This is a genomic window from Haloferax chudinovii (assembly GCF_042663345.1).
In the GTDB taxonomy this organism is placed as follows: Archaea; Halobacteriota; Halobacteria; order Halobacteriales; family Haloferacaceae; genus Haloferax; species Haloferax chudinovii.
The window spans coordinates 64,463-84,934 of record NZ_JBHTAB010000010.1; the positions used below are offsets into that span (position 1 = coordinate 64,463).

Sequence of the window (20,472 nt, forward strand, 5' to 3'; positions counted from 1 at the left end):
AGCGGCCGCGATTAAAGCGACCGGTGTCGTTTTGACGCCGGGCGACGCGGCATCCTGTATGCAGGTAGACCTCGGGAACGTCCTCGACACGTCGTCGGCCCACGGCGTCTCGCGCGCGACGCTCGACCGACTCGACGACCGCGTCGCGGCCGCCCACGACCGCATCGAACGCGGCCGAGAGGCCGGCGAGCACGGCTACGAATCGCTGAACCTCCCCCACAGCACCGACCCCGTGGCGATTCGCGACGCGGTGAGTCGGTTCGGCGACCCCTCGGCGGTCGTCACCGTCGGCATCGGCGGGAGCGCCCTCGGCGCGGCCACCCTCACGGACGCGCTCGAAAGCGACGTGGACGCCTACTACCTCGACAACGTCGACCCGGAGGCCGTCGAGCGCCTCCTCGACTCGCTGGACCTCGCGTCGACCGTCGTCAACGTCGTCTCGCGGTCCGGCACGACCGCCGAGACGCTGGCGAACTTCCTCGTCGTCCGGGAGGCGATGGCCGACGCGGGCGTCGATTGGGCCGACCGAACCTTCGTCACGACCGGCGAGGAGGGCAACCTCCGCGACCTCGCCGACAAGCACGACCTCCCGTCGCTCCCCGTCCCGGACGGCGTCCCCGGCCGCTTTTCGGTGCTCTCGACGGTCGGCCTCGCCGCCGCGGCCCTCTGCGGTCACGACATCGAGGCGGTGCTGAAGGGCGCGGCCGCACAGGAGGCGCGCCTGTCGGACTCGCTTTTCGACTCGCCGGCGTACGCCTACGGCGCGGTCTCCTACGCGCTCGCCGAGCGCGGCATGCACCAGAACGCGATGATGCCCTACGCCGAGTCGCTCGAAACGTTCTCCGAGTGGTTCGCCCAGCTGTGGGCCGAGTCGCTCGGGAAGGACGGCCTCGGGCAGACGCCCCTGCGGGCGCTCGGCGCGACCGACCAGCACTCCCAGCTCCAGCTGTACCGCGCCGGCCCGCGCGACAAGCTCGTGACCCTCGTCCGCGCCACGGAGCGCGAGGACGTGGCCATTCCCGAGACGGACCTCGACGGCCTCGCGTACCTCGGCGGCTCGTCGCTCGGCGACCTGCTCGACGCCGAGTTCGAGGCGACCGAGGCGAGCCTCGCCGCGGCTGGCCGCCCGAGCGTCCGCATCGAACTCGACCGCGTCGACGAGTACGGTCTCGGCGAACTGCTCTACGCGATGGAGGCCGCCTGCGTCCTCTACGGCGAACTCGCCAGCGTGGACGCGTTCGTCCAGCCGGCGGTCGAGTGGGGCAAGCGCGCCGCCCGCGGCCTGCTCGGCGGCGGCGACTTCGAAGAGGCCGACGCGGTCGCCGACAAAGAGAGACTGGTCGTCGAGTAGACCCGGTCGCTCTGCGGGCGCGGGGTTTTTGCGACCCCCGCTAGCGACGACTACCGAACAGTCCACGGGGTGGGACTGAAAGGGGCCGCCGCGAGGGCGAACCCCGGGGCGGTGAGGACCGCAGGCCGGAGGCCGAGGACCGCGGCGGCCCGCGGGAGCCGTCGCGGCGGGGGCTTTCGAGGGGGTCCCACAGTCCGGTCCTCCGCCCGAAACAAACGACGCAGACTCACGTGACTCCACAGGCTCACGAGCATCGACCCGAATCGGTTATCCGACCCCGTTCCGAAGAGGAGGGCAATGGCACACGACACCGCCCGCGCGTCTGCGAGTCCCGCAGACCACCTCCAAGCGTACGGTGGCATCATCATCGTCGTCGCCCTCTCGCTCCTCGTCGGCGCGACGCTCGGCTCGGTCGCCGGCGGCCTCGCTCGCGGCGTGTTCCCGGATGACTCCGCGCTCGTCGGCGCGATACAGAGCGCCGGACAGTTCGTCGGCTTCGGCGTCGTCGGCGCGGGCTACCTCTCCCTGCGCGACGACTGGGAGCTGATTCGGTTCGAGCGGCCGACCGCGCGCGACGCCCTGTGGATTGCCGGCGGGTTCGTCGCCGTGATGGGGGTCTACCTCGGCGCGTCGGCGCTGATGTCCGCGCTCGGCATCCAGAGCGGCGACAGCGTCATCGCCCAGCAGGGCCGCGAGAACCCGGTGTACTTCCTGTATCTCACCGTCGTCACCATCGTCCTCGTCGGCCCGGCAGAAGAGCTCATCTTCCGTGGCGTCGCCTTCGGCGAACTCCGGCGACTGTGGGGGCCCGCCCCGGCGGTCGTCCTGTCGAGTCTGGTGTTCGCGTCGATTCACCTCTGGTCGTTCTCCGGCGAGGGGCTGTACGTCTCGCTGGGGATGGTGTTCGTCCTCGGGAGCGTCCTCGCGGTCGTCTACGAGCAAAGCGGGAACCTGCTCGTCGCCGCGCTGGTCCACGGGCTGTACAACGCGGTCCAGTTCCTCGTGAGCTACGCGCAGGCGACCGGCATGGTCTGAAAAAGAAACGACGAGTGGGTCGGTTCGACCGGCTTACGCCGGATTCTTCCGCGACAGCTCCATCCCGCAGATGGGACAGCGCTCTTTGTTCTCGTCGAACTCGCGGCCACAGCCCTGACATTGGAACGTCCAGCTTCGCTGTTCTGCGATGCCGTCTTGAGCGATGACTTCGACGCCGACGTTGAGCCGTTCGGCGACGTTCTGCATCGCGTAGTCGTCGGTGACGAGCGTCGCGTCGAGTTCGAAGGCGGCGGCGATGAGGCGCGTGTCCGTCTCCGAGAGCACGTCGCGGTCGCCGGTCTCGCCCGCGGCGCGGAGCACCTTGTCCACAGTTCCCTGTCCGGGAATGTGGACGTACATGCCCGCGCCTTCGAGGGCGTCGAAGCGGAAGGCGTGCTCGCCCGTGAGTTCTTCCTTGACGAGGGGAATCGAGGCCGTCTCGTCGTCGGTGTGGTACTCGTGGATGAACGCAGAAGCGTCGAGAATCCGCATTGGGAATCTATCCTGAGTCTACCGTTGGACGACGATGTAATCTTTGACCGCCTGCACGCGGTTCACCGGGACTCGGAACCGTCCGCGGTCGTCCCGGTCGAACGAGACGCGTCCGGGGGATATCTGCTCGTTCGGTTGGACGAGCAGGTCGTGAAGCTCGCCCGACTTCAGGTCCATCGTGATGTTGTACAGCATCCCGAGCTCCGTCCCGTCGGACCCCATAACGGCCTTTCCGGAGAGGTTCTCGGCGAGTATGTCGGCCATACACACCCCTTCCTCGTCGGTTCACATAAACGGCACGGGCACGTCTGACGGGCGGCCGACGGACGCCCGGGGTCGCCCGCGGGGCGCGAGAACAGTCGACACAGTGGCTCGCGGACTCGTGGGCGCGGGCGTGACGATGGACTTAACTTGAGTCACCGACTCGATTCCGGTAAGAGCTTTCTCCGGGGCGATTCTCCATGTCCGACACTGATTCGACGTCACAATCCGATACGCTTCGCACACCCATCGTGGCCGTCCTCGGCCACGTGGACCACGGGAAGACGAGTCTTCTCGACAAGATTCGCGGGTCCGCCGTCAGCGAGGGTGAGGCCGGTGCCATCACCCAGCACATCGGCGCGACCGCGGTCCCCTTAGACACCGTCTCGCAGATGGCCGGCAGTCTGGTCAAACCCGAGGACTTCGACCTCCCGGGGCTGTTGTTCATCGACACGCCGGGACACCACTCGTTCAGCACGCTCCGCTCGCGCGGCGGGGCGCTCGCCGACATCGCCATCCTCGTCGTCGACGTGAACGACAGCTTCCAGCCGCAGACCGAGGAGGCCATCGACATCCTCAAGCGGACGGGGACGCCGTTCATCGTAGCCGCGAACAAGATAGACACCACACCGGGCTGGAACCCCCAAGAGGGGGCCCCCATCCAGAAGACCTACGAGGAGCAGTCTCAGCGCGCTCGCTCGAAACTCGACGAGAAACTGTACGAGATTATCGGCGAGCTCTCCGACCGGGGCTTTTCCTCTGACTTCTACTGGCGCGTCCAGAACTTCCAGTCCAACATCGGCGTCGTCCCCGTCTCCGCGCTGACCGGCGAGGGCATCCCCGACCTGCTGGGCGTCCTGATGGGGCTGTCCCAGCGCTACATGAAAGACGAGATGGCCATCGACGTGGCCGGACCCGGCTCCGGGACGGTCCTCGAAGTCAAAGAGGAACGCGGCTTCGGCGCGACCGTCGACGTGGTCCTCTACGACGGGACGATTCGCGCGGGCGACACCGTCGTCGTCGGCGGCGCGAACGACCCCATCGTCACCGAGGTCCGCGCGCTCCTCCAGCCCCGCCCGAACGCGGAGATTCGCACCGAAAAGCGGTTCGACAAGGTCGAGGAAGTCCGCGCCGCCGCCGGCGTGAAAATCGCCGCGCCCGACCTCGAAGACGCGATGGCCGGCGCGCCGGTCCGCGTCGTCGGCGACCGCGACCTCGACGAGGTCGTCCGCGAGGTCGAAGCGGAACTCGCGGACATCGAGGTCACCACAGAAGAGGAGGGCGTCGTCGTCAAGGCCGACACGCTCGGCAGTCTCGAAGCCATGGCGAACGCCTTACAGGAGGCCGACGTGCCCATCCTCCGCGCCGAGGTCGGCGACGTCGCCCCGCGCGACGTGGCCGTCGCCTCGACCGCCCGCGAGCCCGAGCACAAGGTCATCCTCGGGTTCAACGTGGACGTGCTCTCGAACGCCGAGGCCGAACTCGAAAAGAACGACGTGAAACTGTTCGAAGACGACGTCATCTATCAGCTCGTCGAGGAGTACGAAGAGCACGTCGACGAGATGAAACGCGCCCAGCAGGAGACGATTCTCGACAAAATCGTCCGCCCGTGTCGGTTCCGCATCCTCCAAGACCACGTCTTCCGGCAGAACAACCCCGCCGTCGTCGGCGTCGAGGTCATGTCCGGGACCATCAAGAACAACATGAACGTCGTGAAGTGGGAAGACGGCGAGCCGAACCGCGTCGGCCAGCTCTCGGGCATCCAGGAGAACGGCGAGGACGTGTCGAGCGCCCGCGCCGGCTCGCGCGTCAGCGTCGCCATCGACGGCCCGACCGTCGGCCGCCAGATAGAGGAAGGCGACGAACTCTGGATAGAACTCCCCGAGAAGCACGCGAAGATTCTCGAACAGGAGCTCCGCGACGACATCCCCACCGACGAACTGGAGGCGCTGTCGGGCTATCTCGAAAAGCACCGCCGCCGCGACCCCTTCTGGGGGAAGTAGGCGACTCGCCGCGTCCTGATTGTCCCGTATTCTCACCGCGCTCGTGAGCCGCACAGCTGGCCCGTCGGGCGAGTCGGGCGCGTCCGCCGAGACCGACGCGCCACTCGGCGTGTCACTTCTCGCGTCAGCGACGACACCGGTCGAAGCCGCCGTCGCGGGAGCGTCTGAGTGAGGTCGCTCGCTCGCCTTGCGCTCAGGGGCGGTTCCACTCCCAGAACCAGTACGCCGCGCCGAACAGCATCAACCCCGCACCGAACGCCGAGGTCGCCGGTTCGGGGAAGACGAACAGCAGGAAGCCCACGATGATGAGCGTCGTCGGGCCGATCTCGTCCGCGTAGTCGAAAATCGAAGCCATACCTCCCTTTCGACCGCCTCCGTGAAGTGTATTGTTCTCGTTCTGAACCGCCGAGAGCGCGGCGCTGAAACGCAGGGCGAGGCGACGGAGCGACGAGGAGAAATCGGTCGGCAGGTCGCAACCGCGCGTCAGTCGCCACTCGGACCCGACGGCGACGGGGGTCGTTCGGGGTTACCGCGCGGCGGGGGTGAGGTCGTCGCCGACGGCGCTCATGACCTGAAACGCCGCGGTGGCGGCGAGTCCGCGGGCGACCTCGTTGCGGTCTTCGTCGGTGAGTCCGGCGTCGAGTTCGTCGGCGTCCGGCGAGAAGCCGGCGCTGACGGGGTGGCCGACCGGCGGGTGGACGGCCACGGTGGCGAGCGGCCCGGTCGAGCCGGTCGAGAGCTCCGACCCGACGGCGAAGCCCTCGGGGAGGTACGACTCCGTCCGCGAGACGATACCGGCGACCGCCCGCCGGAGCGCGTCCATCTGATCGACGGTCAGTTCTCGGTTGGCCGACGCCTGGCCGGCCCCAGTCACGCCGGGAGCGCCCGCATATGGGTTGTTCCCGTTCATCAGTCGTCTGCGATACGGGAAGGACGTGTAAAAAGCCGTCGTCGGTCCGCGGCGCGGCGGGCGAATCAAAACTGGGCGACGGCGCGGCGGCGGCGAGGGGACTCGGAGTGACGACCCGGTGACGCCGCCGTCAGGCCGGTCGCGGGAGCGAGACGGTGACGACGGTCCCGTGGGCCTTCGGCGTCGAGATATCGAGCGACCCACCGGAGGCGTCGACGATGGCGCGGACCAGCCAGAGGCCGACGCCGCTGGTGTGCGAAAGCGGCGTCTCCGCGCCCGAAAGCAGGGCCTCGCGCTCGGCGTCCGGGATGCCGGGACCGTTGTCGGCGACGGTCACGCCGACGACCTCGCCGAGTTGCCAGACGGCGACGTGAATCTTCGGCTCGTCGCAGTCGGCGTGGACGACGGCGTTGTCGAGCAGTTCGGTGATGCTTCGCGGGAGCGCCGGGTGCGCTCGCACGGTGAGCGTCTCCGGCGAGGTGACCGAAACCCGAACCGGCGAGTGCTCGATTTCGAGGTCCTCGACGGCGTCGGCGACCGCAGACGAGAGGTCGACGTCGACCTCGTTCCCCTCCGCGAGTTCGACGGTCCTGAGGAGCGCGACCTCGTCGCTCACTTCGACCAGCCGGTTCGCTCGCTCTCGAATCGCCTCGACAGGGTCGGTGTTCGCGTCCGGGTCGTCCCGCGACTCGACCAGTTCGGCGTAGCCGAGGATGGCGGTGCAGGCGTTCCTGATGTCGTGTCTGAGGATTCGATGCAGGACGCTCGTGTGGGCGAGCGTCGACTCCAGTTGCTCGGAGGTCCGGTCCAGTTCGGTCTGGCTTCGGTCGACGAGAACGTACACCAACAGCGCCGACAGGACGACGAACAGCCATCCCTTCGCCGTCTGGATGAGCTCGTGGCTCGGAAGCCCCTCCACGAGGCTGTCGCTCGTCGCGACCCAGAGGAAGCCGAAGGCGGCGTAGATGAGCGCCACTCGCCTCGGGGACAGGTCGAACGGCGCGTCACCACTCATGTCGGAGCAATGCTTACAAACGTTCATGAGTCCGTCGGTCAGCGCGTCCTCTCAGAAGACGGACTCGCTTTGCCCGTAGGCCGCGACCGTGACGGCGGTGGTGTAGCCGTCGCCCTCGTGGGTGCCGGTGGTGAGCGCGACCTCCTCGTCGTCGAAGGACCACTCGCGGAGGTCTCGGCCCGCGGCGAGCCCGTCGAGGACGGCCGCGCGGACACCGTCTTCGTCGGTGCCGGACGCCTCGTAGAACAGACCGGGCCCGGAGCCGGTCGCCCAGCCGAGACCGGCGACCACCGTCTCGCCGGGCGTCGAAGTCGTCTCGCGGGCCTGCACCACAGTCAGACGGTTGCCCGCCGGACCGAGGTCGGGTGCCACGTCGACCGTCTCGACGGTCGCGTCGGCGGGGACGACCGACGAGACGGCGACGAGGTTGTAGTTGTGGACGTTGGCGGCGGCGAGCGCGGCGTCGTACGACGCCATCTCCGTGGGGGCGGTGCCGACCCCGCGGACGACGCGAATCGTGTGCATGTCCGAACTCTCGCGGCGGCGGAAAAGGGGGTTACGAATAGCGGCGCTCGAAAGCCGGGGGTCGGCGACCGCCTCCGGCGGCGGTCCCCAGCCGCCGACCTCAGTACTGGTAGTCCGTGAAGCCCGAGATGGGGCCGGTGCCGGACTCTTCGACCTTCGAGAGCTTCTCGTGGGCGGCGTCGAAGTCCGCGCCCGTCACCTCGGTCCGGCCGTCGCGAATGGCGAACATGCCGGCCTCGGTGGTGAGCGACGCGATGTCCGCGCCGGAGTAGTCGTCGAGCTCCTCGGCGAGCGCGTCGAGGTCCACGTCGTCGGCGACGTTCATGTCGCGGGTGTGGATGTCGAGGATGCGGCGACGGCCCTCGACGGCGGGCTTGGGCACCTCGATGAGGCGGTCGAACCGGCCGGGGCGGAGGATGGCCTCGTCGAGCATGTCGAAGCGGTTGGTCGCCGCGATGATGCGGATGTCGCCGCGGTCGTCGAAGCCGTCCATCTCCGAGAGGAGTTGCATCATCGTGCGCTGGACCTCGGCGTCGCCGGAGGTCTTCGAGTCCGTGCGCTTCGAGGCGACGGCGTCTATCTCGTCGATGAAGATGACCACCGGTTCGCGCTCGGCGGCGAGCTTGAACAGGTCGCGGACCAGCCGCGCGCCCTCGCCGATGAACTTCTGGACGAGTTCGGAGCCGGCCATCTTGATGAACGAGGCGTTGGTCTCGTTGGCGACGGCCTTGGCGAGCATCGTCTTGCCGGTGCCCGGCGGGCCGTACAGGAGCACGCCCGACGGCGGGTCGATGCCGACTTCCGCGAACATCTCGGGGTTTTCGAGGGGCTGTTCGACCGCCTCGCGGACCTCGCGGACCTGCTCGTCGATGCCGCCGATGTCGTCGTAGGTGACCGTCGGCGACTCGACGACCTCCATCGCCTGCGCCCGCGCGTCCGTCTCGTCGTCGAGGACGGTCTGGACGGCGAACGAGTCGTTGATGGCGACGCGGTCGCCGGGCTCGATGTCGTCGATGTTCAGGTTCGGTGCGAACTCGGTCAGGACCTCTTGATTGTTGCCGTGCTGTTTGATGATGACGCCGTCGTCGGTCAACTCCTCGACCGTGGCGATGTAGTACGAGGCCGTCTTCAGGGCCTCGTTGCGCGCTTTCATCTGGTCGACTTCGTCGACCAACTCGGCGTGGCGGTCATCGGCGTTCTGGAGCCGCTGGTCGAGTTCGCGGTTGACGTCGACCATGCGTTCGAAGTGCTGGCGGAGTGCAGACAGCCGCTCTGCATCCGACATCTCGGGGTCCAGATCGAGATGAGGACGTTCCGGGAGAGATGGACTCCGTGACATCAGTGATTGGCCACACTTAGGCATGCGCGTAAATGTGCCTTTGGGTCAGAGAACCCGACTGCCGCGCTCGAAGCGGCTTTAGGTGACGGCGGTCCCGCGGCACCCGACCGCGGCGGCGAATCGGACGCCGACAGAGCGACGCCGCGACTCACGGGTGCGGGCTGTGCGCAGGGAACGCGCGAAGCGACGAAGACGAAGATGTGGAAGGAGGAAGTTGCGGAGGTTCAGTGTGTACAGGTCGCCCCTCGTTTCGGCCCGACGTGCCCTCCGCGAGAGCAGATACGACGCCCACCGACTTGAAAGGAATTCGTCATCGCCGAGAACGTCCCGTAAATCGGGATATCGGTATTCATCCGGTAGTATCGGATGGTCGGCCTGTCTCCGATAGCCGACCTGTCTCGGAGGGGAAGGAGCCGATTCAGAGGGCGTCAGCGAGTGCGCTCGCCCTGATAGCTCCCGTCGTAGGTCTCGTCGTGGGTCGCGTCCGCGAGGACGATTTGGGCGACCCGCGCGCCGCGTTCGAGTTCGACCGGGTGGTGGACCTGCAGGAGACCCTCGCCTTTCCCCTCGTAGCCGGCGTCCCAGACGGCCGTGTTCAGCATACAGGAGTTCCGCATGAGCGACGACCGCGGGTAGATGAAGCCGACGTGGTCCTCGGGGATGCGGACCGTCTCGGCGTACTGGAGGACGTAGCCGCCGGGATCGAGTCGGTACGTCTCGGTCTCCGGGTCGGCGAACTCGAGGGCGCGGCGCTCCCCGACGGTCTTCCCCTCGCGACCGAGGCGGCCCGGTTCGACCTGTTCGAGGACCGCGTCGAGCGTCAGGTCGACGCCGTTGGGTTGGACCTGTTCGACCGTGACCGGCGAGATGTGCTGTGCGACGAACGAGCCAGCGCGGTGCATATCCGAACCGCGTTCAGCGGGCGCAAAACTGTGCCGAACCTCGGTCCGCGGCGACTCGAAAGCAGTACCGCGGTCGAGACCGTGAGGGGGTTCGAACCACCCCCGATTTCGAGGCGGAAACGGGGGCAAATCACCCCGTGTTTGGGTCGGTGACGACCCCCGCGGTGACCAGTCACATGGGAGAACCAACAAGGAGTTTAATGGCCCTTAGACGCTAGAAATCCCGAGACGGCGCTATCGTTCACGTTCGAAGATAGGGAAGTACGCGGGATTTATATCCGAGGGCAATCGACGTTCGGGTGTTATGGGACAGACGCTCACGGAAAAGATTCTCTCGGACCACCTCGTCGAGGGTGACCTCACCCCCGGAGAGGAGATCGGAATCGAAATCGACCAAGTCCTGATGCAGGACACGACCGGGACGATGGTCTGGCTCCAGTTCGAGGCGCTCGACCTCGACGAGGCACAGACCGAACTCGCCGCCCAGTACTGCGACCACCAGACCTACCAGTTCGACTTCAAGAACACGGACGACCATCGCTTCCTCCGTTCCGCGGCCGGGACATATGGTGCCCACTTCTCCCGCCCCGGGAACGGTATCTGCCACAACGTCCACAAGGAGAACTTCGCCGCGCCCGGCAAGACGCTCCTCGGCTCGGACTCCCACACGCCGACCCCCGGCGGTCTCGGCCAGCTCGCCATCGGTGCCGGCGGTCTCGACATCGCCGTCGCCATGGGCGGCGGCGCGTACTACGTCGAGATGCCGGAGGTCGTGAACGTCCGCCTCGAAGGCGAACTCCCCGAGTGGTCCTCCGCGAAGGACGTCATCCTCGAGATGCTCCGCCGCGAGACCGTCAAGGGCGGCGTCGGCAAGGTGTTCGAGTACACCGGCCCCGGTGCTGAATCGCTCACCGTGCCCGAGCGAACCACCATCACCAACATGGGGACCGAACTCGGTGCCACCTCGTCGCTGTTCGAGACCGACGAGAAGACCAAAGACTACCTCGAACGTCAGGGTCGTGGCGACGAGTACGTCGAGCTGACGGCCGACGACGACGCCGAATACGCCGACGAAATCGTCATCGACCTCGGCGACCTCGAACCGCTCATCGCCTGCCCGTCGATGCCCGACAACGTGGTGCCGGTCCGCGAAGTCGCCGGCGAGAAGGTCGAGCAGGTCCTCGTCGGTTCCTGTACCAACGGCGGCTACGAGGACGTCCTCCCGGCCGCGAAGATGGTCAAGGACCAGGAAGTCGCAAAGCACCTCGAGATGATCGTCGCGCCCGGTTCGAAGCAGGCCGGCGAGATGCTCGCCCGCGAGGGCTGGACGGCCGAGATGATGGCGGCCGGCGTCAACGTCTCCGAGGCGACCTGTGGCCCATGTATCGGTATCGGCCACGTTCCCGCCTCCGACTCCGTCTCGCTGCGCACCTTCAACCGCAACTTCGAGGGCCGCTCGGGCATCGAAGACGACAACGTCTACCTCTGTTCGCCGCAGGTCGCCGCCGCCGCGGCGCTCAAGGGCGAAATCGTCGACCCGCGCGACTTCGCCGACGAAGTCGGTCTCGACGCCCCCGGCGTCGAACTCCCCGACAAGTACGACGGCTCGAAGACGGACCTCATCTACGCCGACGACGCCATCGACGACGAGCTCATCAAGGGCCCGAACATCGGCGAAGTTCCCCTGCAGGAGCCCCTCGGCTCGCACATCTCGGGTGAGACCCTCCTGAAGATGGAGGACAACATCACGACCGACCACATCATCCCGGCGACGTCCGACATCCTCAAGTTCCGCTCGAACATCGAGCGCCTCTCGGACTTCACGCTCTCGCGCGTCGACGAGACGTTCGCCCAGCGCGCCAAGGAAGCCGGCACCGGCGTCCTCGTCGCGGGCGAGAACTACGGGCAGGGCTCCTCCCGCGAACACGCCGCGATGTGTCCGATGTACCTCGGCATCGAGACCGTCCTCGCGCAGTCGTTCGCTCGCATCCACAAGGCGAACCTGTTCAACTTCGGTATCGTCCCCCTCGCCATCGACGAGGAGACCTACGAGAAGATCGAACAGGGCGACGACGTCGAAATCGTCGACGACGTCGCCGACGCCGTCAAATCCGGCCAGGAAGAGTTCACCATCCGCGTGAACGACGACTGGGAAGCGACGGCGGACCTGCACGCCTCCGAGCGCGAGCGTCGTATCCTCACCGCCGGCGGCAAGCTCCCCCTCACGAAACAGCAGGCCGAGGGCGGCGCCGCCCCCGCGGACGACTGAGCGCGACCGACACCGCCTTCTCACTTTTTCGCCCGGCGAGCGGCGGCTATCGGGCGGCCCGAGGGTCGCGCCGACCGCTCGCGTGAGCGTCCGCTCCGGGCCAACCGCCTCGATGCGTCCGTCCCGACCGCCGCCCGGGCCCGTGCCGTCGGGCTTTTGCGTGCCAACCACGTAGCGCCGGGCGTGACGGCGTTCGACGACGCGCTCGCCGACGATGTGGTCGTCCGGCGGGTCGACCGAGCGGACCTCCTCGACGTGCTCCGCATCGAGCGGACCTGTTTCTCCGAGCCGTGGCCGTACTCCGCGTTCGAGATGTTCGTCGACGAGCCGGCGTTCCTCGTCGCCGTCCGCGGGGGCGAGGTGCTCGGCTACGTCGTCGCCGACGTGATGCCGAACCACGGCAACGACATCGGGCACGTGAAGGACCTCGCGGTCCGTCCGGCGGCCCGAGGGAACGGCCTCGGCCGGCGGTTACTCGTCCAGTCGCTGACGGCGATGGCCATCGCGGGCGCGGCGGTCGTAAAACTCGAAGTCCGCGTCTCGAACGACCCCGCCATCGGGCTCTACCGGAGCCTCGGCTTCGACCCCGCCCGCCGGGTGCCGAGCTACTACGGCGACGACGAGGACGCCTACATCATGGTCCTCGACGTGGCCGAGTGGCAGAACGCCTGACAGGACCGCACGCGGCCGAACGAGTGCTTATCAGGGCGAGCCGCGTACACGGGTTGTGTTATCGTCCCCCACTGTGCTCTGTGTGAGTGACGACGAGTTCGCGACGGCCCTCGACTCGTCGCTGTCGTCGCTCGGCGGAGCGACGGCCATCCGCCACGTCCGCACCCCCGCCGCGGCGCGCGCGGAACTCGTCTCCGCCTCGGCCGCCGTCGCTTGTGTCGTTCTCACCGCGCCCACGGTGACCGGCGACGAGGAGGCGTTCGTCCGCGACGTCTACGCGCAGGGACTCGACGTTCCCGTCGTCGTCGCGGCCGCCGACCGCGAGGTCGCGGCGCGCGCGGTCGACGCCGGCGCGACGGACTACGTCGTCTGTGGCGACGACCCCGGGACGATGTCGTGGGTGGCCGCCCGCGTCGAGCGGGCGCTCGGCGAGTACACCCTCGCACGCGACCACAGAGACCGAATCGAGCAACAGCGCGTCGTCTCCGAGGTGGGCACTCGGGCGCTGACTGCCGTCGACCTCGACTCGACGCTCGACCACGCCGCACACCGGGTCCGTGACGTGCTCGGGGCGGACTCGGTCACGGTGTTCGAGGGCCTCGACGACGGCGCGTTTCGCGTCGCCGCCGCCGCGGGCTGGTCGGCGAGTCGAGGTCGCGGACCCACTGCGACCGAGGGGACGCAGGCGGCCGAGACGTACCGGACCGGGCGCTCGGCGCTCGTCGACGACGCCGACGCCGACGAGCGCTTCGAGCCCGCAGACGACGCGGGGGTGTCGGGGCCGAAAAGCGGGATGAGCGCGGCCATCGGCGGGGACGGAACTCGGTGGGGAGTCATCACCGCCCACGCCGTCGCACGCGGGCGGTTCTCCGACGACGACGTGCTGTTCTTGGAGAACATCGCGGCCGTCGTCGGCGCGGCGACCGAGCGTCACGAGCTCAAAAGCGCGCTCTCGGAGGTCTTAGAGCGGATGGACGAGGCGGTGATGGGCTTCGACGCGGACTGGCGCGTCACCTACGTCAACTCGACGGCCGAACACGGGCTCGAGATGTCCGCCGCGGCGGTGCTGGGGACGCGCATCTGGGACTCGGTCCCCGAGGCCGCCGTCTTCCGCGAGGGGTTCGAGCGCGCGATGGAGCGACAGGAGCCCGCGGCGTTCGAGACCTACTACGACCGCCTCGAAACGTGGTACGCGGTTCGGGCGTACCCCTCCGAGACGGGGCTTTCGGTCTACTTCACCGACATCACAGAGCAGTTGGAACGCGAGGCGGAAGTCGAGCAGTACGGGCGGATGGTCGAGGCCGTCGCCGACGCGGTGTACGCGCTGGACGACGAGGAGCGGTTCGCGGCGGTCAACCCGGCGTTCGAGCGGCTCACTGGCCTCGACCGCGACCGCGTCATCGGCTCGCCGACGAGCCTGCTCGCCGAGAACGCGACCGCGACCGACGGGAGCGACGAGGCGTTCGCGGCCGCGTCGCGGGGCATCGTCGAGCTCGACCTCCGAACGCCCGACGGCGAGGTGCTCCGGGTCGAGAACCACCGGACGCCGCTGGTCGTCGGCGGCGAGGAAATCGGCTCCGTCGGCGTCCTCCGCGACGTGACGAAGCGACACCGCTACGAGCGCCTGCTCGCGACCCTCCACGACCGGACCCGCGAGATGATGGGTGCGACCGACAGACAGGCGGTCCTCCGGGCGACCGTCGACGCCTGCGACGAGGTGCTCGGCGACGCCCGGACGGAGCTGTACGTCTTCGACGAGTCGGACACGAGCCTCGTCCGCGTGGGCGCGGCCGGGACCGGGCTCGGCGACAAGCCGTTCGAGGGCGGCCTCGACCGCGGCGGCGTCTGGGACGCGTTCGTCTCCGGCGACGTCCGCGTGGTCGAACTCTTGCCCGACGGGGGGGTCGTCGACGGCGTCGAGCGCGTCATCGCCGCGCCGCTCGGTCGCCACGGCGTGCTCGTCACCGGCCACCCCGGGACCGCCGCGCCGACCGAAGTCGACGTGGAGCTCGTGAATCTGCTGTCGGCGACCGTCGAGGAGTTGCTCGACCGAATCGACGCCGAGGCGGAGCTACGCGAGCGCGACCGCCGGCTCGAAGCCCAAAACGAGGCGCTCACGCGACTCGACCGAATCAACGCGACCATCCGGAACATCAACCGGTCGCTCATCCGCGCGCCGACCCGCGGCGAGGCGCTGTCGGCCGTCGCCGAACACCTCGTCGACGCCGACGGCGTGGCCGTCGTCTGGCACGCCGAGGCCAGCGACGTAGACGAGACGTACCGCCCGCCGAGCGACGCGGTCCACGGCGCGGACACCGCCTACGCCGACCGACTGGGGGAGGTGGCGACCGCGGAGCCGCTGTTTTCGCTCCTCGAAGCCGCCATCGAGAGCCGAGAGATACGGGTGATAGCGGACGTGCTCGACGACTCCGCGTGGGCAGACCACCGCGGCGACGCGCTCAGCTACGGGTTCCGCGCCATCGCGGTCATCCCTGCGGTCGCCGACGACCGGGTGGAAGCGCTGTTCGTCGTCCACGCGACCGGGTCGGACGTCGTCGACAACAACGACGGCTTGCTCACTGAACTGGGGGAGGCGGTCGGCTACGCGCTCGCGGCCACGGGGCGCGCCGACGCCATGCTGACAGAGCGCCGGGCGGACGTGCAGATACGGCTCGGCGGCGACCGACTGTCGCTGTCGCGACTCGCCCGGCGGGTCGGCGACGCGGTGAGTCTCGGCGGCGTTATCCCGCAGTCCGACGGCTCGGTCATCGCGTTCGTCGCCACCGACGCGGGGCCCGAGGACGTCGTCGCCGCGGGGCGGGACATCGCGACGCGCGTGCGCCACGTCTCGACCGACGACTCGGGGTCGCTGTTCGAACTCCGCCTCCCGCGGGAGTCGCTGTTCGAGACGCTGTACGCCTCGGAGGCGACCCTACGGGCGCTCGACGCGACGCCGACCGGGACCACCCTCACCGCCGAGGTCCCCGAGCGAATCCGGGTCCGGTCGTTCGTCGACGCGCTCGACGCGAACTACCCCGGGACGAGTCTGCTCGCGCGGCGGACCGCCGCCGGTGCCGAGTCACCGCAGACGTTCGCCGCCGAGATGCGGGAGGCGTGGACGAGTCGGCAACACGAGTCGGTTCGGGCGGCCCACCTCGCCGGCTTCTACGAGTGGCCGCGCCGCAGTACCGCCGAGACGCTCGCCGAGACGTTCGACATCAGCGCGCCGACCTACCAGTACCACCTGCGCGCGGCCGAGCGAAAGCTGGTCGAACGCGTCTTCGAGTGAGGGGGTACCACGTGCAGACCATCGATACCAACTGATGTTCAGTTGAGAATCTAGCCACCTAGTGGTGGCGCGCGCGCCACCACTAGGTGGATAGCAACGACCGATATATCCCCGAGCGTCGTCGGCACGGATGTCGGCGAGGCGCCGACGCGAACCGAACCATGGACGAAACTCGCGTGTTACCGGGCAACGATGTGGGATGGAACACGGGGACGACCGACGAGGTCGTCGCCCGACACGATTGGGGCGGAAGAGACACCCTCGCGGTGACCGTCGTCACCGCGACCGCCCAACTGAGAGGCGTGGACGCCATCGACCTCCCACCGCTGTCCGAGGCTATCGACCCCGACGCGCTGTGTCAACTGTTCGCTCCGCTGGCGCGGACACCGGCGACGGACGGCGGCACTCGCGGGTCGGGAGCGCCCTCGCGCGGTCGAATCAGGTTCCGGTACGCCGTCTGCGACGTGACCGTCTGGGCCGACGGAACGGTCATCGTCACGTCCGCCTGACGCATCGACACACGAACGAATCGGTATCACCACACCACCACCACACCACCACCACACCACCACAGGACGCGGTGCCCGAACGCGGCGCCGTGACGGCCGCTCGCCTGCGACCCACCAACTACCATCACCACGCGGGCGACGCGGGCACATTTCTTCGACGGCCGATGACGCCGACGCGACGCGAGAGTGCGACGGGTTTTGGTACACAGAGCCGCTACCGACGGGTATGGGATACGCCTGTCCGGTCTGCGACGCGCCGCAACGCGACGAGACGCACCTCGCGAACCACCTCGCGTTACAGGCCATCGTCCACGGCGACGACCACGAGACGTGGCTGGACGAACACGCCCCCGAGTGGGCCGACCTGAACGCCGACTCGCTCGGCCCGCTCGTCTCGGACCTCGCCGAGGAACGCGAGTTCGACGAGGTGTTCGAGGACACGGTCGACCGCACCGGCGGCCGCGGCCATAGTCACGCGCACGGACAGGAACACGACCACGACATTCCCGACCGAGAGCCGCAACCGTTCGGTGGCTCCGGCGGGTCGCAGTCGCTGTCGGGCGACGCGGCGCAGATTTTCGAGGAGGCGCGGTCGCTCACCCGCGAGATGGTCGCGGACGACGGCGAGGACGGCGACACCGAAGCCGCGTCGCGGGAGGGCGACGCCGACGGCGACACCAACGACCGCGACGAGGGCACCGAAGACGACACCGACAGGAAAGAGTCGTAAGTCCGGACCCCCAACCGACTGGCGATGGAAACCCACGGGACGATTGCGCCGGCGTCGCTCGACGAGGCCGAGGCCGCCTTCGACCGCGTCGGACCGACCGCACAGGTGGTCGTCCGCGAGACGGCCAAGGCGATGGAGTTCGACCGCGAGGAGTACAGCGAACGCGTGACGGGCGACGTAATCGAGACCGTCCGAAACGCGCTGTTCGCCGAGTCGCTTTCGGTCACGGTCGGCACCCGCGCCGAGTTCGACGACTGGCGCGCGGCCCACGAGGGCTACGAGGTCGTCGAACTCGGCAACCCCGACGTCGAGCGCGTCGCGTGGCACGCGGTCCCCTTCGCCGAGACGGTGCTGGCGACGACGTTCCAAAACGAGGAGGACGCCGCCGTCAGCACCCTCCGACGCAACGCCTTCGGCCGCGTCTACCGCGACGCGCTCCTCGGTGAGGAATCCGAGGGCGATGACGACGAGTCGGCCGGAGTCGACGACGATACCGCGACCGACGCCCCCGAGACCGACGGCGACGCGACCGGAGCGGACCGATGACCGACGACGGCCGCCGACACGAGCGCCTGCCCGACCCCGAGTGGCGCGTGCTGGCGTCCGAAACCGAGTACGACACCGGCTGGTTCACCGGAGGCTACGACCTCGTCGAACAGCCCAACGGGACCACGAAGCGCTACTACTGGGCCGAGTTGGCGACCGCGGTCGTCGTCGTCGCGGTCGCGGACGACCACGTCGTCTTCGTCGAGCAGTACCGGCCGAACATCCGCCAGACCCAACTCGAACTCCCCGCGGGCGTCGTCGAGAGGGGCGAGTCCTTCACCGACGCCGGGGTGCGCGAACTCCGCGAGGAGACCGGTTTCGCCGCCGACTCGGCGTCGGTCATCGGCGACGTGTGGTGTTCGACGGGCGTCCTCCGGCACCGCCGCGGCTTCGTCTTCGCCGAGGGCCTCACACCCGTCGAGCGCGACCTCGACGACAACGAGTTCCTCTCGGTCCGCGCCGTCCCCGTCGAGGAGGCCATCGAGCGGGCGACCGAACCGCCGACGAACGACGCGACCGTCGAGGGCGTGCTCCTCGCCCGCGACGAGGGCCTGCTGTAGGATGGTCGACGAACTCTCTCCCGAGGCGGTCGCGGAACTCCTCGACGGCGAGGACCCGCCGCTGGTCGTGGACGTGAGCACGGAGGCGGAGTTCGCGCTCGGGCACGTGCCGGGGAGCATCAACGTCCCGCTTTCGAACCTCGTCTCGCACCTCGACCGCGTCGCGGACGCGGAGCGCATCGTCACCGTCTGCCCGCGGGGCGAGGCGAGCGTGCAGGCCGTCCGCCTGCTTTCTGCCTACGAGGGGACCGAAGACGCCCGCATCGAGAGCATGGCCGGCGGGCTCGCGGCGTGGGACGGCCCGCTCGAAGAAGGCATCGACGAGGGCGAACGCGACGGCGAACGTCGCTGAGCGGCGGCGTCGCTGGACGGTGACGCGACTGGAGACGCGAACGGTCGGGCAATTGGCAGACTAACGGCTCGCGCGCGCTGACTCGCTCGGAGAAATCTCGACGGCGGGCTAACTCAGAGGTCGGTCACGCGATGTTGAACCCCTTTTCGCGGAGGAAGTCCTCCACGCGGCCGCGGTGGTTCCCTTGGAGTTCGATGGAATCGTCTTCGACGGTTCCACCGCAAGCGAACTTCGACTTCAGGTCCGACGACAGGCTGTCCATGTCGACGTCCTTCGGGTCGAATCCCTCGATGACTGTAACCTCTTTTCCGTAGCGGCGCTCGTCGATGCGGATGACTATCTCCTGAGACTCTTTCGCCACGTCCTCGCAGACGCAGAGCTCTTCAGGGAGCCCGCACGTCGAGCAGACTTCCGACATTACAGTGTGGGTCTACAAGATGGGGATATTAAACAGTATCGGGAGGCGGGGTCGCCGTCCCCGCCCTCAAGCGCCCGAGTCACCCGTGGAGGACGTTTCCGAGTCGTCGTCCGTCGTCACGTCGTCGGTCGTGTCGGTGCCGTCGGCGTCCATCGCGCGCTTGTCGTTGCCGGGCGGCGTCTCCGGGGCGTTGCCGCGGTCGGCGGCGTCCGAGGCGCGCTCGGACGCGTCGCCGGTCGCGTCAGTCTCGTCTCCGTCGGTCGCGTTTCCGTCGGTCGCGTCGTCAGTTGCGTTTCCGTCGGTCGCGTCGTCAGTTGCGTTTCCGTCGGTCACGTTGCCGTTTGGCGCGTTGCCGGCGTCGGCGCGAACGTCATCGGCGCGGTCGCTCGCCTCGGAACGCGAGTTGCCCGGGCCATCGCCCCGCCCCGCGTCGTCCGGTCGCCCGCCGTTATCGGTTTTCGACTCGTTTGCGGCGCGCTCGCGGCCGATACCCCTCCCGGGGTTCCCCGCGAGTTCGCCGGCGATTGCGGCCACTTCGGGACCGGTGAGTTCGCTCGCGTTCGTTCGAAGCCTGTCGAGTTCGGCCGTCTCGACGCCGCGCGCCGAGAGGTCCTCTGCGGGGACCGTCGAGGCGGCGTCAGCCGTCTGATTCACCATGCTCCGGGTGCGCTCGATGTCGGCGACCGTCTGGGCCAGTCGCGCGCGATACTGTCCCTCAGAGAGCGTCCCGTTGGCGCGCTGGGCTTCGAGGCGGTCCCTGCGCTGTTCGAGTTCGGTGAGGCGCTCGCGAACCGTGTCGACCTGCGTGGCAACGACCGCGGCCTTCGAGGCGTTCGAGTTCGCCTTGGCGAAGCGCGCCTCGAAGGTGCGGCGTTCGAGTTCACCGTCGGTCTCGGAGCCCTGCACGCCGATGACGGCGGACAGGCGCTGACCGGGGAGCGTCTCAGACGACGCGGCGCTGTCGGCCGCCGTGTCGTTGGTCGCGCTGTCGTTCACGGTCGTCTGTGCGACGGGCGCGGCGACCGAGTCATCGGTGGCCACGGCCGCCGTTCCCGTCGGTCCGGCCGGGGCGGCGAGAGCGAGCGGTGCGCCCACCGTCGCCAGCACCGCGGCGGCGACGACGGCGAGCACGGCGGTTCGTCGACTCATCACGCTCGTTTTGGGACTCCCTTCCGATATAAACGTGCGGTCGTACCCCCGAATCAACCCCAGTCAACGGCAGTTTGAGAGCCGCGTTCGGGGCGACGCTGTCTATCGATTAGGGACCGACGACTGACCGAAACGGTCGTAAGAA

21 protein-coding genes are annotated in these 20,472 nt (G+C 68.5%); 11 read left to right on the forward strand and 10 right to left on the reverse strand.

The annotated features are described in order from the left end of the window. The first annotated feature begins 58 nt into the window (after positions 1-58). Both ACFQI8_RS15905 and ACFQI8_RS15910 read left to right on the forward strand, forming a co-directional pair. A complete protein-coding gene (locus ACFQI8_RS15905; protein WP_390246481.1) occupies positions 59-1,351 on the forward strand; it encodes a glucose-6-phosphate isomerase in 1,293 nt (430 codons plus the stop codon). A gap of 297 nt (positions 1,352-1,648) precedes the next feature. Beyond that, positions 1,649-2,386, forward strand: a complete 738-nt coding sequence (locus ACFQI8_RS15910) for a CPBP family intramembrane glutamic endopeptidase (RefSeq protein WP_390246483.1) — start codon at positions 1,649-1,651, stop codon at positions 2,384-2,386. Positions 2,387-2,419: 33 nt separating this feature from the next. Here the strand turns inward: ACFQI8_RS15910 and ACFQI8_RS15915 are convergent, their stop codons facing one another. Further along, on the reverse strand, positions 2,420-2,878 hold the full coding sequence (locus tag ACFQI8_RS15915; RefSeq protein ID WP_390246485.1) for an NOB1 family endonuclease: 459 nt from the start codon (positions 2,876-2,878) through the stop codon (positions 2,420-2,422). Positions 2,879-2,896: 18 nt separating this feature from the next. Continuing rightward, positions 2,897-3,142: a PRC-barrel domain-containing protein gene (locus tag ACFQI8_RS15920; protein ID WP_089776856.1), complete on the reverse strand. Its 246-nt coding sequence runs from the start codon at positions 3,140-3,142 to the stop codon at positions 2,897-2,899. 197 nt (positions 3,143-3,339) lie between these two features. Between ACFQI8_RS15920 and infB the strand changes: the two genes are divergently transcribed. Further along, positions 3,340-5,142, forward strand: a complete 1,803-nt coding sequence (gene infB, locus ACFQI8_RS15925; protein WP_390246488.1) for a translation initiation factor IF-2 — start codon at positions 3,340-3,342, stop codon at positions 5,140-5,142. A 193-nt stretch (positions 5,143-5,335) separates the two neighbouring features. Here infB and ACFQI8_RS15930 read toward each other — a convergent pair whose 3' ends face one another. The 6 genes from ACFQI8_RS15930 to ACFQI8_RS15955 form a co-directional block, all read right to left on the reverse strand. Then, positions 5,336-5,497 (reverse strand): hypothetical protein, encoded by a 162-nt coding sequence (locus tag ACFQI8_RS15930; RefSeq protein WP_172795730.1) that lies wholly within the window; start codon positions 5,495-5,497, stop codon positions 5,336-5,338. Positions 5,498-5,668: 171 nt separating this feature from the next. After that, a complete protein-coding gene (locus tag ACFQI8_RS15935) occupies positions 5,669-6,052 on the reverse strand; it encodes a DUF5811 family protein (protein WP_390246490.1) in 384 nt (127 codons plus the stop codon). A gap of 130 nt (positions 6,053-6,182) precedes the next feature. Continuing rightward, a complete protein-coding gene (locus ACFQI8_RS15940; RefSeq protein ID WP_390246671.1) occupies positions 6,183-7,028 on the reverse strand; it encodes a sensor histidine kinase in 846 nt (281 codons plus the stop codon). A gap of 90 nt (positions 7,029-7,118) precedes the next feature. After that, positions 7,119-7,592, reverse strand: coding sequence for a pyruvoyl-dependent arginine decarboxylase (locus tag ACFQI8_RS15945; RefSeq protein ID WP_390246492.1), 474 nt, complete (start codon positions 7,590-7,592; stop codon positions 7,119-7,121). A gap of 100 nt (positions 7,593-7,692) precedes the next feature. Beyond that, positions 7,693-8,931 (reverse strand): proteasome-activating nucleotidase Pan2, encoded by a 1,239-nt coding sequence (pan2, locus tag ACFQI8_RS15950; RefSeq protein ID WP_390246494.1) that lies wholly within the window; start codon positions 8,929-8,931, stop codon positions 7,693-7,695. 428 nt (positions 8,932-9,359) lie between these two features. Further along, positions 9,360-9,833 carry a deoxyuridine 5'-triphosphate nucleotidohydrolase gene (locus tag ACFQI8_RS15955; RefSeq protein WP_390246496.1) on the reverse strand — a complete coding sequence of 158 codons (474 nt, stop codon included), beginning with the start codon at positions 9,831-9,833 and terminating at the stop codon, positions 9,360-9,362. Positions 9,834-10,137: 304 nt separating this feature from the next. On the opposite strand from ACFQI8_RS15955, the gene ACFQI8_RS15960 reads away from it, so the two are divergent. The 8 genes from ACFQI8_RS15960 (at position 10,138) to ACFQI8_RS15995 (ending at position 18,760) form a co-directional block, all read left to right on the forward strand. Next, positions 10,138-12,102: an aconitate hydratase gene (locus tag ACFQI8_RS15960; protein ID WP_390246498.1), complete on the forward strand. Its 1,965-nt coding sequence runs from the start codon at positions 10,138-10,140 to the stop codon at positions 12,100-12,102. A 183-nt stretch (positions 12,103-12,285) separates the two neighbouring features. Then, entirely contained in the window at positions 12,286-12,774 is a 489-nt protein-coding gene (rimI, locus tag ACFQI8_RS15965) for a ribosomal protein S18-alanine N-acetyltransferase (protein ID WP_390246500.1), read from the forward strand. Positions 12,775-12,847: 73 nt separating this feature from the next. Next, positions 12,848-16,063, forward strand: a complete 3,216-nt coding sequence (locus ACFQI8_RS15970) for a bacterio-opsin activator domain-containing protein (RefSeq protein ID WP_390246673.1) — start codon at positions 12,848-12,850, stop codon at positions 16,061-16,063. A gap of 161 nt (positions 16,064-16,224) precedes the next feature. Continuing rightward, entirely contained in the window at positions 16,225-16,572 is a 348-nt protein-coding gene (locus ACFQI8_RS15975; protein ID WP_390246502.1) for a HalOD1 output domain-containing protein, read from the forward strand. A 226-nt stretch (positions 16,573-16,798) separates the two neighbouring features. Further along, positions 16,799-17,302, forward strand: a complete 504-nt coding sequence (locus ACFQI8_RS15980; protein WP_390246504.1) for a DUF5810 domain-containing protein — start codon at positions 16,799-16,801, stop codon at positions 17,300-17,302. A gap of 24 nt (positions 17,303-17,326) precedes the next feature. Beyond that, positions 17,327-17,848, forward strand: a complete 522-nt coding sequence (locus ACFQI8_RS15985; RefSeq protein ID WP_390246506.1) for a DUF5809 family protein — start codon at positions 17,327-17,329, stop codon at positions 17,846-17,848. Further along, positions 17,845-18,408, forward strand: a complete 564-nt coding sequence (locus ACFQI8_RS15990) for an NUDIX hydrolase (protein WP_390246508.1) — start codon at positions 17,845-17,847, stop codon at positions 18,406-18,408. The genes ACFQI8_RS15985 and ACFQI8_RS15990 overlap by 4 nt, the downstream gene beginning before the upstream one ends. A gap of 1 nt (position 18,409) precedes the next feature. Next, positions 18,410-18,760 (forward strand): rhodanese-like domain-containing protein, encoded by a 351-nt coding sequence (locus ACFQI8_RS15995; RefSeq protein ID WP_390246510.1) that lies wholly within the window; start codon positions 18,410-18,412, stop codon positions 18,758-18,760. A gap of 124 nt (positions 18,761-18,884) precedes the next feature. Here the strand turns inward: ACFQI8_RS15995 and yciH are convergent, their stop codons facing one another. Both yciH and ACFQI8_RS16005 read right to left on the reverse strand, forming a co-directional pair. After that, positions 18,885-19,178 (reverse strand): stress response translation initiation inhibitor YciH, encoded by a 294-nt coding sequence (gene yciH, locus ACFQI8_RS16000; protein WP_390246512.1) that lies wholly within the window; start codon positions 19,176-19,178, stop codon positions 18,885-18,887. Positions 19,179-19,244: 66 nt separating this feature from the next. Then, positions 19,245-20,327: a DUF7096 domain-containing protein gene (locus ACFQI8_RS16005; RefSeq protein ID WP_390246514.1), complete on the reverse strand. Its 1,083-nt coding sequence runs from the start codon at positions 20,325-20,327 to the stop codon at positions 19,245-19,247. Positions 20,328-20,472 lie beyond the last annotated feature (145 nt).

Excerpts from the sequence above, each read along its gene's own strand:
- ACFQI8_RS15945 (WP_390246492.1), bottom strand. The coding sequence starts at position 7,592 with ATGCACACGATTCGCGTCGTCCGCGGGGTCGGCACCGCCCCCACGGAG.
- ACFQI8_RS15980 (WP_390246504.1), top strand. The coding sequence starts at position 16,799 with ATGGGATACGCCTGTCCGGTCTGCGACGCGCCGCAACGCGACGAGACG.
- ACFQI8_RS15995 (WP_390246510.1), top strand. The coding sequence starts at position 18,410 with ATGGTCGACGAACTCTCTCCCGAGGCGGTCGCGGAACTCCTCGACGGC.
- yciH (WP_390246512.1), bottom strand. The coding sequence starts at position 19,178 with ATGTCGGAAGTCTGCTCGACGTGCGGGCTCCCTGAAGAGCTCTGCGTC.
- ACFQI8_RS15990 (WP_390246508.1), top strand. The coding sequence starts at position 17,845 with ATGACCGACGACGGCCGCCGACACGAGCGCCTGCCCGACCCCGAGTGG.
- ACFQI8_RS15975 (WP_390246502.1), top strand. The coding sequence starts at position 16,225 with ATGGACGAAACTCGCGTGTTACCGGGCAACGATGTGGGATGGAACACG.
- ACFQI8_RS15960 (WP_390246498.1), top strand. The coding sequence starts at position 10,138 with ATGGGACAGACGCTCACGGAAAAGATTCTCTCGGACCACCTCGTCGAG.
- ACFQI8_RS15955 (WP_390246496.1), bottom strand. The coding sequence starts at position 9,833 with ATGCACCGCGCTGGCTCGTTCGTCGCACAGCACATCTCGCCGGTCACG.
- ACFQI8_RS15930 (WP_172795730.1), bottom strand. The coding sequence starts at position 5,497 with ATGGCTTCGATTTTCGACTACGCGGACGAGATCGGCCCGACGACGCTC.
- ACFQI8_RS15985 (WP_390246506.1), top strand. The coding sequence starts at position 17,327 with ATGGAAACCCACGGGACGATTGCGCCGGCGTCGCTCGACGAGGCCGAG.
- ACFQI8_RS15905 (WP_390246481.1), top strand. The coding sequence starts at position 59 with ATGCAGGTAGACCTCGGGAACGTCCTCGACACGTCGTCGGCCCACGGC.
- ACFQI8_RS15910 (WP_390246483.1), top strand. The coding sequence starts at position 1,649 with ATGGCACACGACACCGCCCGCGCGTCTGCGAGTCCCGCAGACCACCTC.
- ACFQI8_RS15935 (WP_390246490.1), bottom strand. The coding sequence starts at position 6,052 with ATGAACGGGAACAACCCATATGCGGGCGCTCCCGGCGTGACTGGGGCC.
- pan2 (WP_390246494.1), bottom strand. The coding sequence starts at position 8,931 with ATGTCACGGAGTCCATCTCTCCCGGAACGTCCTCATCTCGATCTGGAC.
- ACFQI8_RS15915 (WP_390246485.1), bottom strand. The coding sequence starts at position 2,878 with ATGCGGATTCTCGACGCTTCTGCGTTCATCCACGAGTACCACACCGAC.
- infB (WP_390246488.1), top strand. The coding sequence starts at position 3,340 with ATGTCCGACACTGATTCGACGTCACAATCCGATACGCTTCGCACACCC.
- ACFQI8_RS15920 (WP_089776856.1), bottom strand. The coding sequence starts at position 3,142 with ATGGCCGACATACTCGCCGAGAACCTCTCCGGAAAGGCCGTTATGGGG.
- ACFQI8_RS16005 (WP_390246514.1), bottom strand. The coding sequence starts at position 20,327 with ATGAGTCGACGAACCGCCGTGCTCGCCGTCGTCGCCGCCGCGGTGCTG.